At 74.0% G+C, this 13,218-nt stretch carries 18 protein-coding genes and 2 pseudogenes; 4 read left to right on the top strand and 16 right to left on the bottom strand.

The genetic code is table 11. The features are described from left to right. The first annotated feature begins 33 nt into the window (after positions 1 to 33). The 4 genes and pseudogenes from ACWD6N_RS04900 to ACWD6N_RS04915 all read left to right on the top strand — a co-directional run bounded on the left by ACWD6N_RS04900 (position 34) and on the right by ACWD6N_RS04915 (position 3,875). Positions 34 to 555 carry a hypothetical protein gene (locus tag ACWD6N_RS04900; protein ID WP_354963530.1) on the top strand — a complete coding sequence of 174 codons (522 nt, stop codon included), beginning with the start codon at positions 34 to 36 and terminating at the stop codon, positions 553 to 555. A gap of 35 nt (positions 556 to 590) precedes the next feature. Further along, positions 591 to 1,185: pseudogene (locus ACWD6N_RS04905) on the top strand (AAA family ATPase); the annotation flags it as partial. A 92-nt stretch (positions 1,186 to 1,277) separates the two neighbouring features. Continuing rightward, positions 1,278 to 2,837 (top strand): annotated as a pseudogene (locus ACWD6N_RS04910) (AAA family ATPase); the annotation flags it as partial. A gap of 105 nt (positions 2,838 to 2,942) precedes the next feature. Beyond that, on the top strand, positions 2,943 to 3,875 hold the full coding sequence (locus ACWD6N_RS04915) for an SMP-30/gluconolactonase/LRE family protein (RefSeq protein ID WP_387324370.1): 933 nt from the start codon (positions 2,943 to 2,945) through the stop codon (positions 3,873 to 3,875). Positions 3,876 to 3,925: 50 nt separating this feature from the next. Here the strand turns inward: ACWD6N_RS04915 and ACWD6N_RS04920 are convergent, their stop codons facing one another. The 16 genes from ACWD6N_RS04920 to ACWD6N_RS04995 all read right to left on the bottom strand — a co-directional run bounded on the left by ACWD6N_RS04920 (position 3,926) and on the right by ACWD6N_RS04995 (position 13,136). Beyond that, on the bottom strand, positions 3,926 to 4,279 hold the full coding sequence (locus ACWD6N_RS04920) for a gas vesicle protein K (protein ID WP_354963527.1): 354 nt from the start codon (positions 4,277 to 4,279) through the stop codon (positions 3,926 to 3,928). Beyond that, positions 4,276 to 4,488: a gas vesicle protein gene (locus ACWD6N_RS04925; RefSeq protein ID WP_354963526.1), complete on the bottom strand. Its 213-nt coding sequence runs from the start codon at positions 4,486 to 4,488 to the stop codon at positions 4,276 to 4,278. Before ACWD6N_RS04925 ends, ACWD6N_RS04920 begins: the two co-directional genes overlap by 4 nt. Then, positions 4,485 to 5,312: a GvpL/GvpF family gas vesicle protein gene (locus ACWD6N_RS04930; protein WP_387324368.1), complete on the bottom strand. Its 828-nt coding sequence runs from the start codon at positions 5,310 to 5,312 to the stop codon at positions 4,485 to 4,487. Before ACWD6N_RS04930 ends, ACWD6N_RS04925 begins: the two co-directional genes overlap by 4 nt. Then, entirely contained in the window at positions 5,296 to 5,679 is a 384-nt protein-coding gene (gene gvpJ, locus ACWD6N_RS04935) for a gas vesicle protein GvpJ (RefSeq protein ID WP_121657174.1), read from the bottom strand. The genes ACWD6N_RS04930 and gvpJ (ACWD6N_RS04935) overlap by 17 nt, the downstream gene beginning before the upstream one ends. 1 nt (position 5,680) lies before the next feature. Beyond that, complete coding sequence (locus tag ACWD6N_RS04940) at positions 5,681 to 6,013, bottom strand: gas vesicle protein GvpO (RefSeq protein ID WP_354963524.1); 333 nt, start codon at positions 6,011 to 6,013, stop codon at positions 5,681 to 5,683. Next, on the bottom strand, positions 5,979 to 6,302 hold the full coding sequence (locus tag ACWD6N_RS04945) for a gas vesicle protein GvpG (protein ID WP_354963523.1): 324 nt from the start codon (positions 6,300 to 6,302) through the stop codon (positions 5,979 to 5,981). The genes ACWD6N_RS04940 and ACWD6N_RS04945 overlap by 35 nt, the downstream gene beginning before the upstream one ends. A gap of 3 nt (positions 6,303 to 6,305) precedes the next feature. Next, positions 6,306 to 7,061, bottom strand: a complete 756-nt coding sequence (locus ACWD6N_RS04950; RefSeq protein WP_354963522.1) for a GvpL/GvpF family gas vesicle protein — start codon at positions 7,059 to 7,061, stop codon at positions 6,306 to 6,308. A 1-nt stretch (position 7,062) separates the two neighbouring features. Further along, the gene (gene gvpJ / locus ACWD6N_RS04955; protein WP_449941336.1) at positions 7,063 to 7,413 is read right to left on the bottom strand and encodes a gas vesicle protein GvpJ; all 351 of its coding nucleotides are present in this window, start codon (positions 7,411 to 7,413) and stop codon (positions 7,063 to 7,065) included. Further along, positions 7,410 to 8,633, bottom strand: coding sequence for an SRPBCC family protein (locus ACWD6N_RS04960; RefSeq protein ID WP_354963521.1), 1,224 nt, complete (start codon positions 8,631 to 8,633; stop codon positions 7,410 to 7,412). The genes gvpJ (ACWD6N_RS04955) and ACWD6N_RS04960 overlap by 4 nt, the downstream gene beginning before the upstream one ends. A 2-nt stretch (positions 8,634 to 8,635) precedes the next feature. Further along, complete coding sequence (locus ACWD6N_RS04965) at positions 8,636 to 9,055, bottom strand: hypothetical protein (protein WP_354963520.1); 420 nt, start codon at positions 9,053 to 9,055, stop codon at positions 8,636 to 8,638. 275 nt (positions 9,056 to 9,330) lie between these two features. Beyond that, positions 9,331 to 9,840 (bottom strand): GNAT family N-acetyltransferase, encoded by a 510-nt coding sequence (locus tag ACWD6N_RS04970; protein WP_354963519.1) that lies wholly within the window; start codon positions 9,838 to 9,840, stop codon positions 9,331 to 9,333. 140 nt (positions 9,841 to 9,980) lie between these two features. Beyond that, positions 9,981 to 10,787, bottom strand: a complete 807-nt coding sequence (locus ACWD6N_RS04975) for a hypothetical protein (RefSeq protein WP_354963518.1) — start codon at positions 10,785 to 10,787, stop codon at positions 9,981 to 9,983. A 51-nt stretch (positions 10,788 to 10,838) separates the two neighbouring features. After that, positions 10,839 to 11,438, bottom strand: coding sequence for a DUF3618 domain-containing protein (locus ACWD6N_RS04980; RefSeq protein ID WP_354963517.1), 600 nt, complete (start codon positions 11,436 to 11,438; stop codon positions 10,839 to 10,841). Positions 11,439 to 11,460: 22 nt separating this feature from the next. Further along, on the bottom strand, positions 11,461 to 11,856 hold the full coding sequence (locus ACWD6N_RS04985) for a phage holin family protein (RefSeq protein ID WP_354963516.1): 396 nt from the start codon (positions 11,854 to 11,856) through the stop codon (positions 11,461 to 11,463). Further along, positions 11,853 to 12,539, bottom strand: coding sequence for a hypothetical protein (locus tag ACWD6N_RS04990; RefSeq protein ID WP_354963515.1), 687 nt, complete (start codon positions 12,537 to 12,539; stop codon positions 11,853 to 11,855). The genes ACWD6N_RS04985 and ACWD6N_RS04990 overlap by 4 nt, the downstream gene beginning before the upstream one ends. 192 nt (positions 12,540 to 12,731) lie before the next feature. Next, positions 12,732 to 13,136 carry a DUF3263 domain-containing protein gene (locus ACWD6N_RS04995; RefSeq protein ID WP_354963514.1) on the bottom strand — a complete coding sequence of 135 codons (405 nt, stop codon included), beginning with the start codon at positions 13,134 to 13,136 and terminating at the stop codon, positions 12,732 to 12,734. Positions 13,137 to 13,218 lie beyond the last annotated feature (82 nt).

Genomic DNA, 13,218 nt, shown 5'->3' on the forward strand with positions numbered 1-13,218 from the left:
CCGGCTCCGGCCGTGGCGGGAAGGGGTGATCTGGTGAGGGGCGACCTGGACGAGACGCTGGCCCGGCTGGCCCGGCGCGAGGAGGCGCTGCGCCGGCGGGCCAACGACCGTGACGAGAGCGCGACACCGCCGGGTCCGGCCGGTGGACCGGCCAACCTCGGGAGCGGCCACACCGACGCCCGCAATGCCGGGCTGGGGCGGCACGCTGGGCGGGACACCGCCGGCGAGGTGGCCGGCTGGGGGCCGGTCGAGGAGGTGGCCGAGGTGGTACGCCAGGTCGTCGGCGCCCACCCGGGGCTGGCGGTGACGGTGCGCGTCGAGCACGGCGGGCGGACGTACCCATTACTGATCTCCTGGGACGGCCCGCACGTCACGGTCGGTCCGGAACCCTCGGCGGCCCCGGTGGAGCCTCCGCCGGCCTGGCCGCTGTCCGGCCGCACGGTGCCGGCCTGGGCACCCGGCCCGAACGGGCTGACCCCGGACCCGGCCGCCCGGCTGGCCGAGCTGATCCGGCGGGACCCGTCGCTGCTGGACGAGCTGGATCCACGGCGCTGACGCCGGGACTGGCTGGCGGCGGCTACGGTCGGGCGGTGGCGCAACCCGACCTGACTCTCACGGCCAGCCTGCGGCCGGCGGCGCTGGACGCCCGGCGGGGCGTCGTCCGCCTGCACCCGGAGGTGCTGACCGCGCTGGGTCTACGCCCCGGCGACCCGGTCCGGTTGGTCGGCCGACGGGAGACCGCCGGAATCGTGGCGGCGGCCAAGCCGGGCGCGAGCCCCGTCCTGCTGTACGCCGACGACCTGACGCTGGGCAACCTCGGCCTCCACGACGGCGGTCAGGTGCGGGTGACTCCGGTGCCGCTGACCCCGGCGAGCCGGGTCACCCTGACCGGGCCGGTGGAGGTGGTCGCGGCGGTCAGCCCGGAGATGCTCCGGCTCGCCCTGCTGGGCAAGGTGGTCACCGCCGGCGACGACGTCTCGCTGTTGCCGCAGGACGTGCTGCCGGACGCCTCGGTACGCAGCCTCATCGAGGCGGCTCGGCGCAGCCTCGCCAACACGGTCGGGTTCGCCTGGACCAGCACCCTGCTCACCGTGGTCGCGGTCGAGCCGGCCGCTGGCGCACTGGTCACCATGGACACGCTGGTCGGCTGGGAGCACGGCCCGGCCACCCACGGCGCCATCCCCGGTCGGCTCGCCCCGGCCGAGCGGCCTTCCGGAGGGCGCCGGTCGGCTGAGACTCCGTCCGGTGCGGCCATGGGCCCGACGGAGGAGGACGACGCTCCCGACGTCGACGAGCTGCCGGGGCTGCGGGCCCAGGCCGAGGAGCTGACCGAACTGCTCGACCTCGGCTTCCACCACCGGGAGGTGCTGGGTCGGCTGGGCACCACCATCTCGCTGGGAGTGCTGCTCAGCGGGCCGGCCGGTTCGGGAAAGTCGGCGCTGGTCCGGGCGGTCGCGGCCCGGGTCGGTGCCCGCGTACACCCGCTCTGGGCGCCCGAGGTGGTCGCGCTGGCCAACCAGGCCGCCGCCGACCGGCTGCGCGCCGTGGCGGCGGCGGTCCGCGCCGGCGGGCCGGCGGTCCTGCTGGTCACCGATGTGGAGGCGCTCGCCCCGGCGGACGAGCCCGGCCCGGTGGCGACGGTGTTCCGCCAGGTGCTCATGGAGACCGTCCGTTCGGGTGCGGCCGTGGTGTGCACCACCGGCCGGCCGGAGGCGGTCGACCCGGCGCTGCGCGCGCCGGACCTGCTGTCGCTGCGGATCAGCATCCCGCTGCCCGACCCGGCGCTGCGCCGCGAGCAGCTCACCGTGCTGACCCGGCAGGTGCCGCTGGCCGATGACGTCCGGCTGGACGAGGTGGCCGGGCGTACCCCTGGATTCGTCGCGGCGGACCTGGCTGCGCTGGTCCGGGAGGCTGGGGTACGCGCGGCGCTGCGGCAGAAGTCGGCCGAGACGCCGACCGTGTCGATGGCCGACTTCACCGCCGCACTGGAGGTGGTCCGGCCGACCACGATGGCCGCGTCCACGCTGGAGCTGGCCTCGGTGACCCTGGACGACGTGGGTGACCTGGTCGAGGTCAAGCAGACGCTCAGCGAGTCGGTGCTCTGGCCGCTGACCTACCCGGACACCTTCGCCCGGCTCGGCGTGCAGCCGCCGCGCGGTGTGCTGCTCTACGGGCCGCCGGGCTGCGGCAAGACGTATCTGGTCACCGCGCTGGCCGGCTCGGGTCGGGCGAACGTGCTCTCCGTGAAGGGCGCGGAGCTGCTCTCCAAGTGGGTGGGTGAGAGCGAACGCGCGGTCCGTGAGCTGTTCCGCCGGGCCCGGGAGGCGGCCCCGACGCTGATCTTCCTGGACGAGGTGGACGCGCTGGCGCCGGTCCGCGGGCAGGCCACCGACGGCGGGACCACCGACCGGGTGGTCGCCGCCCTGCTCACCGAGCTGGACGGGGTGGAGACGCTGCGCAACGTGGTGGTGGTCGGCGCGACGAACCGGCCGGACCTGGTCGACCCGGCGCTGCTGCGGCCGGGCCGGCTGGAGCGGCTGGTCTACGTGCCGCCGCCGGACGGGGAGGCCCGCATGGAGATCCTGCGGGCCGCGTCCCGGCACGTGCCGCTGGCGCCGGACGTCGACCTGGCCGCGCTCGGTGGGGAGTTGGACGGGTTCTCCGCGGCCGACTGCGCGGCTCTGGTCCGGGAGGCGGCGCTCGCCGCGATGCGTGAGTCGCTGGCCGCGGCCACGGTCACCGCCGCGCACGTCGCCACGGCCCGGCGCCGGGTCCGTCCGTCGCTGGACCCCGCGCAGGTCGCCTGGCTGGCCGGGTACGCCGCCGAGCGAGGGTGACGCGACCAAACTGATCCGGCAGTCAACCTTTCGTCGTACCCAGGGTGTTCCTAGGACGTCACATTCCTCTGTGGAGCGATCCACTGCGACGTCAGGCGGTGTTTCTTGCGCAAGCTGCTCTCGCTTCTCCTCGTTTCCCTGGTGGCGGCGGCCACCCTCACCACGGTCGGCTCGCCGGCAGCCGCCCACCCGGCAAAGCCGTTCCCGGCCCGGATCGCCCTGCCCAACGGGTTCACTCCCGAGGGGCTGACGATCGGTCGGGGCACCACCGTTTACGTCAGCTCCATCTTGGACGGAGCGGTGTGGCGCGGTGACTTACGCACCGGCCGTGGCTCGGTGCTGATCCCGGCCGTGCCGGGCAAGGACAAGGCCGGTCTCAAGCTCGATCAGCAGGGCCGGCTGTGGACCGCCGACTTCTCCGGTGGCGGTGCCAGCGTCTACGACGCGGGGACCGGCAAGCTGCTGGCCCACTACCAGTTCACCGACGAGCCGGGCAGCTACGTCAACGACCTCGTGATCACCAAGCGGGCGGTCTACTTCACCGACTCGGGCCGGCAGGTTCTGTACGTGGTGCCGCTGGGCCACGGTGGCCGGCTGCCGGCCGCCACGGCCTCCCGGGTGCTGCCGCTCAGCGGACCGGCTGCGACGCCGGACGCCTACCACAACGGGATCGTGGCACTGCCGGACGGCGATCTGCTGGTCGCACAGATGCTGCCCGGTCGGCTGGTACGCATCGACCCGCGCACCGGCCGCAGCCGCCTCGTCGACCTCGGTGGCTACTCGGTGGAGCGGGCCGACGGCCTGGTGCTGCGCGGCCACACCCTCTACGTGATCCGCAACCTGACCAACGTCATCGCGGTGGTCCGGCTCAACCACGGTTACACCGCCGGGGCGGTGCAGCGGGAGATCACCGGTCCCCAGCTGCGGTCGCCGGCGACCGGTGACCTGCTCGGCTCGGCGCTGTACGTGGTGAACGGCCGGTTCGACGTGGAGTCCACGCCGGACACCGACTACGACATCGTCCGGGTACCGGCCTGATCCACCGGTCGGCGGCGACCTCTCCGGGGGTTGCCGCCGGCCGGCTCGGGTCACTCGGTGGGGAGCAGCGGGCCGAGGGGGCCGAGATCCAGGTTGAGGTCCTCCGGGGCCAGGCCGAAGTGTTCGCGCAGCCCGGCCATCTGCTCCTCCAGCGCCATCAGCGTCACCCCGATCCGCTCGATCTGCTCCTCGGTCAGGTCACCGAGGTCGACCCGGCGCAGCGCCTGCCGCTCCATCAGCTGCCGCAGCAACTCCACGATCGTGAGCACCAGGCTGGCCAGCCCTCGCTCGACCGAGTCGCGGTCCACCGCGATCCGGCGGTCCAGCGGGGTGACCCGGGGCGGCTGCCACGACTCCGCGCCCAGCGCGGCGGCCAGCTCCGCCGCCTCGTCCCGCCCGGTCATCCGGCGTCCTCCGGCGGGGCCAGCGCGCCGACCGAAGCGACCAGCGCGCGCAACGAGATCCGGACCAGGTCCACGTCGGCAATGGCCAGGGTGAGGTCGCCGCTGATCACGACCCCGGTGGCGAGCACCCTGTCGAGCAGGTCCACCAGGGCGACCGGCCGGTAGGCCAACGGATCGTCCGCGCTGCTCGACGCGAGCGCGCTGGTCACCACGGCTCCCGCACGGTGAGCGCCGGCTCCGGCCGTTCCGCGACGAAGGAGTACGCCGGCCACGGCCCGGTCAGCTCCAGCCGGATCTCCGGATGCCGGCTGCCCAGCGCGCCGACGAGCTCGGTGAAGCCGGGCAGCGCCGCGAGGTCCACCAGGTACGCCCCGTTGAGCACCATCGGGGTGGACGCACCGGAGAGCCGCCGGTCCTGCGGCGCGTGCCGCCGGCCCGCCACGGCCAGCTCGCACAGCGCGGCGTGCACCGTGTCCGCCGCCGCGCCCGCCGCCTGCTGGCCTTCCTCCCGGGCGGTCAACTGTGCCCGACGCCGCCGCAGGTACGCCGTCCCCACACCGCCGGCCCCGACGGGTTCGGCGCTCGCCGGAGCCACTCCCGGCACCAGGTAACCCTTCACACCCCACTCGCCGCGTCCGGTGAGGCGGTCCAGGGTGGCCTCCAGCTCGGTTCGGCACGCGGCGAGTGACCTGGCCACCCGGCCGTCGTCGGTGTGCACGGTGGCGAGCCGGGCCGGCACCACCGGCCCCCGTCGGGCCAGTGCCTCGACCACGCCGTGGTGTGCCCGGGCCGCCCGCTCCAGCCACGCCAGATCCTCCAGGTTGCGGCGCAGCGGCTGCTCGCCGTACTCGTCCAGCGGCGCGGTGCTGACCACGCCGACCAGGCCGGAGGTGGACACCGCCCGGACCGGAGCGCCGTCCATCCCGGCGATCGCCGTCAGCGCCGCCGGATCGGCGTCCCGGACCACGCCGTGCAGCCAGGCCCCGGCGACCGGGGCGGACCCGGCGGCGGGCACCTCAACCGTCGAACTCATTCCACTCCTCTAGTTCGGCGTCCCGGCGGCGCGCCCGGGCCGCCACCCGGGGCCGGCGCTCCGCCTCGACCTGCTCCGGGTCACGCGGTCCCGGCTCCACCGGGGGCCGAGCCCGCGAGCTGAGCCACGGATCGTGCTCCCACCAGTCGATGCCGATCTGCCGCGCGGTGTCGACCGACGCGATGACCAGCCGCAGTTTCAGCGTCAGCAGCTCGATGTCGAGCAGGCTGACCCGGATGTCACCGGCGATCACGATGCCCCGGTCGAGGACCCGCTCCAGGATGTCGCCCAGGTTGGCCGGCTCGTGGCCGGCGGGCAGGACCTGGCCGGAGTTCTGCACCACCGACGGCGGCTGCGCAGCGGTCATTTCAGCCCACCTCACCCTTCCCGCGCTGGTAGCGCCGCACCCGTCGGTAGCCGAGCAGCCCACCCTCGATGTCCAGCTCCACCTCGTAGAGGCCGAGCAGATCGACGGAGGCGGGAATCCGATGCGCCTCCACCAGCTCCACTCCGACCAGCCAGCCGTCCTCCGTGGCCTCCAGCGACGTGGTCCCGGACGGCTCCCGGCCGGTCAGCTCGACGAGCTGTCGCAGCCCCGCCCGAGCCGCCTCGGCAGCCGACACCGGCTCCACGTACTCCTCATCGGGATAGTCCTCGGCGGCCGGATCACGCCGTCGAGCCCGGACGTCGTCGTCGGTCATCGCGCGCACCTCCCTCGCGTGCCGGGCCACGCCGGGCCGGGCGCGCCCGCGCTCCGGCCCGACCCGCGCCCCCGGTCAGCCGGTCCAGCACCCGCTGCTCGGCCCGGTCGCGTTCCTCCGCGCTGAGTTCACCGGCGGCAGCCGCCGCGTCCAGTTCCTCCAGCTCGCGCCGGACGTTCACCGGGTTCCGCTGCCGCGACTCGGCCTCCCGGGCGACCACCGCGACCACCGCGGTCAGGCCGCGCACCGGCGCGTACGGCAGGGTCAGCAGCGCCCAGAGCAGGTCCACCGGTCAGCCCGCCAGCTGGTGCGCGCTGACGAAGTCGTACGGGGCGAGCGGGCCCAGCAACCGCAGTCGTAGCAGGCCCCCGCGGTGCTGCGCGTACTCCTCCAGGGCGTCGACCAGAGCGGCCTCCTGGTCGGCGTCGACCAGCAGGGCCAGGTGCGCCGCGTCCAGCTCGTGGCTGGGAGGGCGTGGCTGCGCGGACACGACGTACTCGGCCGTGGCGTCGAGCAGCCGCCGGTTCTCCGCCTCGCGGCGCAGCTCCACCGCCTGGCTGATCAGCTCCCCGAGCCGGATCCGTGGCTCACGGCTGGCCGCCTCGGGCCGGCCGCGTACCTGTTCGGCGAGCCCGGCGGCGGTCGGATTCTCGTCGAGCACCCCGCGCAGCAGCGTCCGCTCATCGAAGCGACCGTGCACGACGTACTGCACCCGGCCCTCGTACTCGGCCAGCGCTGCGGCGAACCGGTCGTGGTGCGGCCGGAGCAGATCGATCACCGCGTCCGGCCCGGTGACCACGGTGCCGAACCGCACCGGCAGCACCGGCGCCACCGCCGCCGTCCCGTCCAGCAGTTCCTGGTACGCACGCAGATCCGCCGACCGGCCCAGCGGCGCCTCCAACGGCACCTCACTGACCAGCGCGCCGAGGTCACCGTGCCGGATCACCGCCACCTCGCCCGGTGGATCGCCTACCCCGGCCGCGTCGGGCGTCGCCTCCACGTCGGCGGGCACCACGCCGTAGATGAACAGTCCCGTCTCGTCCGCCATCTCAGCCCCTCCCGAGGTCCCGCACGTTGCCGGCCACGTCCCCGACCGAGCCGGTGACGTCCCGGACGGCGCCGGTAACGCCGCCGACCAGACCGGCAAGGCCTTCGCCCTCGTCCGGAGCGAGGTCCAGCCGGTCGACCGCCTCGGCGAACCGCAGGTACGTCTCGATGCTCGCCACCACCACCCGGGCGTTGATCTCCACCAGTGGGATGCCGACGACGCCGACGGTCACCTGCGCGTCGATCACCACGCCCTTGTCGAGCACGGTCTCCACCACGTCGGCGAGCCCGCCGCCGGAGCCCACACGCTCCAGGGCCCCGCCGGCACCGCCCTCGTCGGATACGAGCGTCACTCGTCCTCCTCCCGGCGGCGGCGCACCACGGGTCGGCGCGGCGGTTCCGGTCCGCGTCGGACCGGCGGCCGGGGCCGCTGCGGCTCCTCGCGCGGCTGAGCGCGGCGGGCCCGCTCGGGAGCGCGACGACGGGGGGCCGGCGGCGGTTCCTCGTCGGGTTCGTCCGCGTACCCCTCGTCGTAGCCGTCCTCGTACGCCTCGTACTCCTCGTCGTACTCCGGCTCGGCGGGCCGGCGGGGTGGCCGCTGGCGCAGCCGCCCGGCGGGCCGTCGGCGCGGCCGCTCCTCCTCCGCGCTCGGCTCCTCCTCGGCGAACTCGTCGGCCTCGGGACCGGTCGGCGCCCCACCGCCCCCGCCCGGGCCGCGCTGGTCCCGTTCGCGCTCCTCGCGAAGGGCCGTCTCGTTGTCCTTGACCACCTGGGAGTCGCGAATCTCGCCCCGCCAGCCCTCGACCTGGTCCGGGTCGAGCGCCACCTCGGTCATCACGTGCCGGACGAAGTGCTTCAGCTCCAGCCGCACCCGCCGGCCCTGGGCGCGCCACAGGTTGCCGGTGTGCTCGAAGAGGCCCTGCGGGTGGTACTCCAGCACCACCAGGATTCGGGTCAGGTCCGGGGTGATCTCGTGGAAGCTGACGGTGCCGTCGACCGAGCCCTTCTCACCCTTGGACCGCCAGTGGATGAGCTTGTCCGGCACCTGCCGGACGATGGTCGACTCCCAGGTCCGGTGCGACCAGAAGACCTGCGCCTTCCAGGTCAGCTTCTCGTCCGAGTCCGTGTCGACGCTCTCGACCTTCTTCATGAAGCTCGGGAAGTCGCCGAACTGCGTCCACTGGTTGTACGCGGCCCGCACCGGCACGCCCACCTCGATCGTCTCGACGATGTTGGTGACCTTCTTCTTGCCGCCCTTGCCGCCGCCCTTTCCGCCCGCGCGGCCGAGAGCCGACATCACCTTCTCCTTACCGCCGGCCATCCCGGCGTGCACCATCGCCTTCATTGGTGAGCCGCCCTCGGCGAGCTTCTGTGCACCGGTGGCGGCGGCGATCAGGCCCGGTCCGCCGCCCTGGCGCGCGTACTCGCTGAGCCGGCCGGTCGCGCCGGTGATCCGCTCGGTCACCACCGTCATCGCCCGCTCGCCGATCGCCTCGGCCAGGTTCCGCACCTCGTCGGCCAACTGGCCGCGGAGCTTCTCACCGATCCCACCCGGGTAGGTGTTCCCCGCCATGGTCACCGCCCCCGCCGCTGCCCGGCCGCCGCGTCGTCCCGGTCGGTCTGGTTCGCCGTGTCGCGGTCGGTGTCGCGGCCCGTGTCGTTGTCGCCGGCGCCGCTCTGGTCTCCGGAGCGGCGGCGCAGCGCGTCGGCCGAGTCGCGCAGCCGACCGGTGAGCGCGTCGACGCCGCTGCCGGCCGCCGCGGTGGCGGCGGCCCGGCCCGCGTTGACCAGTGGCCCGCCGAGTCGGCTCAGGTTGCTCAGTTGGGGGGACGAGTGCAGCACGTTGGTGCCCCGCTTCAGCAGCCCGGCGGGGTCCCGGCTGGCTCGGCCGGCGGCGACCGCGGCGGCCAGGGTGAGTGCGGTACGCAGCTTGCGGCGACGGCCCAGCAGGTAGCCGAAGCCCACCGCCAGCCCGATTCGTGTTCCGGTCTTCATCAGTTCTCCTTCGCTCCCCGGAGGGTGCGGACGCCTGCCCGGTGGGGGCCGGAGAAGGGCTACCGGGGAATAGCGCGAACCATGCCTTCAATCAGGCGTCCGTATCTGCGGACCCGGCGGGCAGTACCCGACGGCATTCCACCGAAACCGTTCTGGCGATTTCCATCCGCGTCGACGAACACCATCCGGAAACGCGGGATTGGACGCCCCAGAACGGACGTCCAGGTGGTAACCACCAGGGAAAACGACAGAGAAGACGAACCTTAAGAATCGCTTCAGAGTGCTGGCGGCGTCGAATCCAGGCAGATTTCGGCGCGCACCTTGCCACCATCCTCGCGCAATGTGGCGCCGCACTTTTTCAGTACGCCGACCGCGCCGATGTTGTCCGCGGTCGTCTCCGCCACCACGGCCCGCATGCCCGCCCGGGCGGCGGCGTTCAGCAACTCGCGCAGGGCGGTCGCGCCGATCCCCTGCCCGCGAGCCGAACGACCGAGCCACATCCCGGTCTCGACCGTGCCGGGCTCGTCACAACGCGTCATCCGAACCATGCCCGCCACCTCACCGCCGACGAGGATCGCGTACATCTGGGAGCGTGTCGGGCCGTCCAGGCCGCCGAAGCTCGCGCGGTGAAAGTCCCGGAAAGCCTCGCGGCGGGCGAGCGACCAGCCGGCGGGAGCGTCGACCGGAGGCATCACATCACCTGGCTCGGCCTCGGCAGCCGCTACGGAGAGCAATGGCTCCAGGTTCTGCTCATCCACCGGCTCCAACCGGACCGCACCCGCCACGTGCCGCAGTCTGCCGCCCTGATCGGCCGAAGTCCACCCCATTGGGCATCCACTGGCGGTCCGGCTACCGGTACCGACCGGTCGGACCGCCCGAGTGTCCACCTCACGCTCTGTTGCCAACCAGTCGAGTCGCGGGGCCCTCAGGTCGCCGCCCCGAACTCGCAGAACACCACCGAGGCATCGTCGGTGGGCTTGTGCCGGCGCAGCCGGTCGGGGTGGTCGCGCTCGGCCTCCCGGACCCGGTCGAGCAACGCGCCCGGGCCGTCGGCGCTCAGCATGTCCAGCAGCCCCGCCCAGTCGGTCAGCCCGAACTGGTCGACAGCGCTGGACGCGCCGTCACTGAGCAGCGCCGCCCGACGCACCGCCGACGGCCCCCGCTGGGGCACCGTCCCGGTCACCGCGTGGAAGGCCGCGTCCGGGTCGGCCGCCGCCACCCAGTAGCCGTGTGTGCGGTTCATCCGTTCCCGCTGGACGCCCACGGCGTGCCGGAAGCGGGTCACCGGGTCCGCGTCGGCCGGCACGGTGGCGACCGTCCGGCGCAGCTCGGCCACCGCCGCCTCCAGCCGGTCGTCGGTCACCACGCTGACCTGGCCGGTGTCCAGCACCAGCGGGCTGTCGCAGAGCACCAGATGGTCCACCTTGTCACCGCAGTCCCGCAGTAGGCAGACCGTGCTGGACGGGGTACCGGGATGATCAAGGTCGCACTGCCCGCCGTGGTCGGCGCGAACGGCGAGAATGGCCGCCGCCAGGTTGCTGGTCAGCCTCGCCGACGGGCGCGCCGCCTCGGCCATGCCGATCCGGGCGGCCAGGTGCCGGACGTACCACTCCGGCCCGTGCACACAGCCGGTGTCGAAGCCCTCCGGCACGGTGGCGCCGTCCAGCACGCCGACCAGCGGGCCGAACCGGAAGACCAGGTCCTCGTTGACCGGCCGGCCCGGGGCTGGCACGGACGCGGAGCGTACCCGCATCATCGGTGCCAGCCCCGACGCCCGGCCGGGTCAGCGGTGCCGGAGATCATCGGCGGCCGCATACGCCTGCCCCTGCATTTGCCCGGCGGCTGAACGGCCCTGGTCGCGTACCGCGGACACCCCCTGCTCGGCGGTGGACCGCACCGACTGCGCCGCCTGCTGCGCGGGCTCCCGCAGGTTGTCCTGCATATGGTGGCCGATCTGGCTCGCCTGCCCGCGCAACTGGTCGGAGTGCTCGCTCACCATGCCCCGGGCGCGACCGGCCAGTTGCCTTTCCCGCCCACTCGACGGGAGCAGCGAGGCGGCCAGCAACCCGACGCCGAAGGCGACCACGCCGGCGGCCAGCGGGTTGCCCTGCGTCTGCTCCCGGGACTGCTGTCCGAGCGACCGGGTCTCGTCGCGTACCGAGCCGGCGACGTGTGACATCCGCTGGCTGGCCTCCTGCCCCATGTGGCTCGAGCTGCCCATCACCCTCTCCTTCGCTCGGGCGAACGCGCCGCGGGCCTGCCCGACGCGGTCACCGGCGATCCGACGCGGGTTGACCCTGTCGGCCAACGCGTCGACGTCACTGCTCAACTCGTTGCGGGTGGTCTCGATCTCCCGCCGGATCCGATCCGGATCACTGGACATGATCTGTCCCCTCCCGACTCGTTCACCGACCGCGCAGTGCGTCCGGCATCTCCCGGGCGGTCTGCTTCGTTCGCGGCAGCACCGCACGAGCCCGCTGCAGCTGGCTCCGGGCGTTGATGAAAAGGCCACCGGCCACGACCGCCCAGATCACCGCGACGATCAGTGCCGCCCAGCCCTGGTCCATCGTGTTGGACAGCCCCCACCACACCGCGTACGACACGAACAGGACGGCCAGGAACCCGGCCAGCCCCGCCCCGCCGAACATGCCGCCGGCCTTGCCGGCCTGGCTCGCCTCCTCGCGGAGCTCGGCCTTGGCCAGCTCGACCTCCTTGCGCATCAGCGTGGAGAGGTCCCGGGTGACGTCACCCAGCAGGTCGCCGACGGAGGCCTGGGTCCGTTCCTTCTCCGGGGCGCTCACGGTGCCACCCCGCCCGGCAGGTCCCGCTCCGGCCGACCGGCCGGCGACACGTTCTGGGCCCGAGCCGTACCGGTGTACGGCTGTTCGGGCTGGTAGGGCGCGTTGAACCCGCGATCGTAGGGCTCCGGGCCACCCCCGTCCGGGTGCCCGTACCCTGCTGCCGGGCCGCCTGACATCCCTGCGCCGCCAGCGCTGGTCAGGCCACGGGCGAGTCGCCCGACCAGCAGTCCGGCCACCGCCGCGCCGGCCAGGAACATCCCCGGGTTGCGTCGGGCGTACGTGCGGACCTCGTCCAGTACGTCCCCCGGCTCCCGTCCGTCGAGCCAGCCGGCCGCCCGTTGCGCGGCGTCCCCCGCCCGGCGAACCGCCTGGCCGGCCAGCCGGGAGTCACCGTCCTGCTCGGCCATCGAGTTGAGCCCCTGGCCCAGGTCGCGCAGACCGTCGACGGCCCGCTGCTGTTGCGATCTGGCCTGCTCACGCAGCTCGCTGGTGGCCTCTCCGGTCAGGTTCCGGGCCTGCTGGCGCGCTTCCGCGGCCACCTGCCCGCCCTGCTCGGCGGCGGTATGGGCCACCTGTCCACCGGCCTGCGCGGCCTGCTGTCCGACCCGGGACGCCTCCTGCCGAGCCTGCTGCGCGGTGCCGGTCGCACCCTGTGGTGGCCGGCTCGGGTTGGTACCCGTCATAGCCCGCTCCCTCCATCGGCCCGGAGCCGCATGGCAGCGCCCGGGACGCTCCCCGCCTACCCGCCGAATCTGGTGCCATGCTTCCACCGGTCTGGACGGACCGGGCACCGGGGACGCCGTTCCCGGTGCCCGGTCAGCAGACGGCCGGGACCCGGACAATCAGGAGTTGAGGCCGGTGTGCGGGCGGTGGCGTCAGCGGCGGCGATCGCGGGCGCGCGATGAGCGGAGCCGGCGGAGCCGGCCGATCAGCACGGGGTCGGCGGCCAGCGCCGCCGGGTTGTCGAGCAGCCCGTTGAGCAGTTGGTAGTACCGGGTCGAGGAGACCCCGAAGGTGTCCCGGACGGCCTGCTCCTTGGCACCGGCGTGCCGCCACCACTGCTGCTCGAAGGCGAGGATGGCCTGTTCCCGCTGGGTCAGCCCCGCCACCGGCCCGGTCGGTTCGGCATCGTCCCCGGCGGCCTGCGCGGGGTCGGCGGTGCTCTCGACGGGCGGCGCCGGTCGGGGTGTCGGAACGGTCGGCCCACCACCGACCGGTGCCTCACCCGGGCGAGCGTCGGTGGACGGCTCGGGGGAGACCGGGGTGGCGTCGGCGGGCATGGCGTTCAGCCTAGCCAGGGTCGGCCCGGGTCGCAGCAGCCGGCGCGGCCGGCCCCGCACGCCGGGAAACCCGACGGCCGGG

It is taken from the genome of Micromonospora sp. NPDC005163, assembly GCF_053599835.1.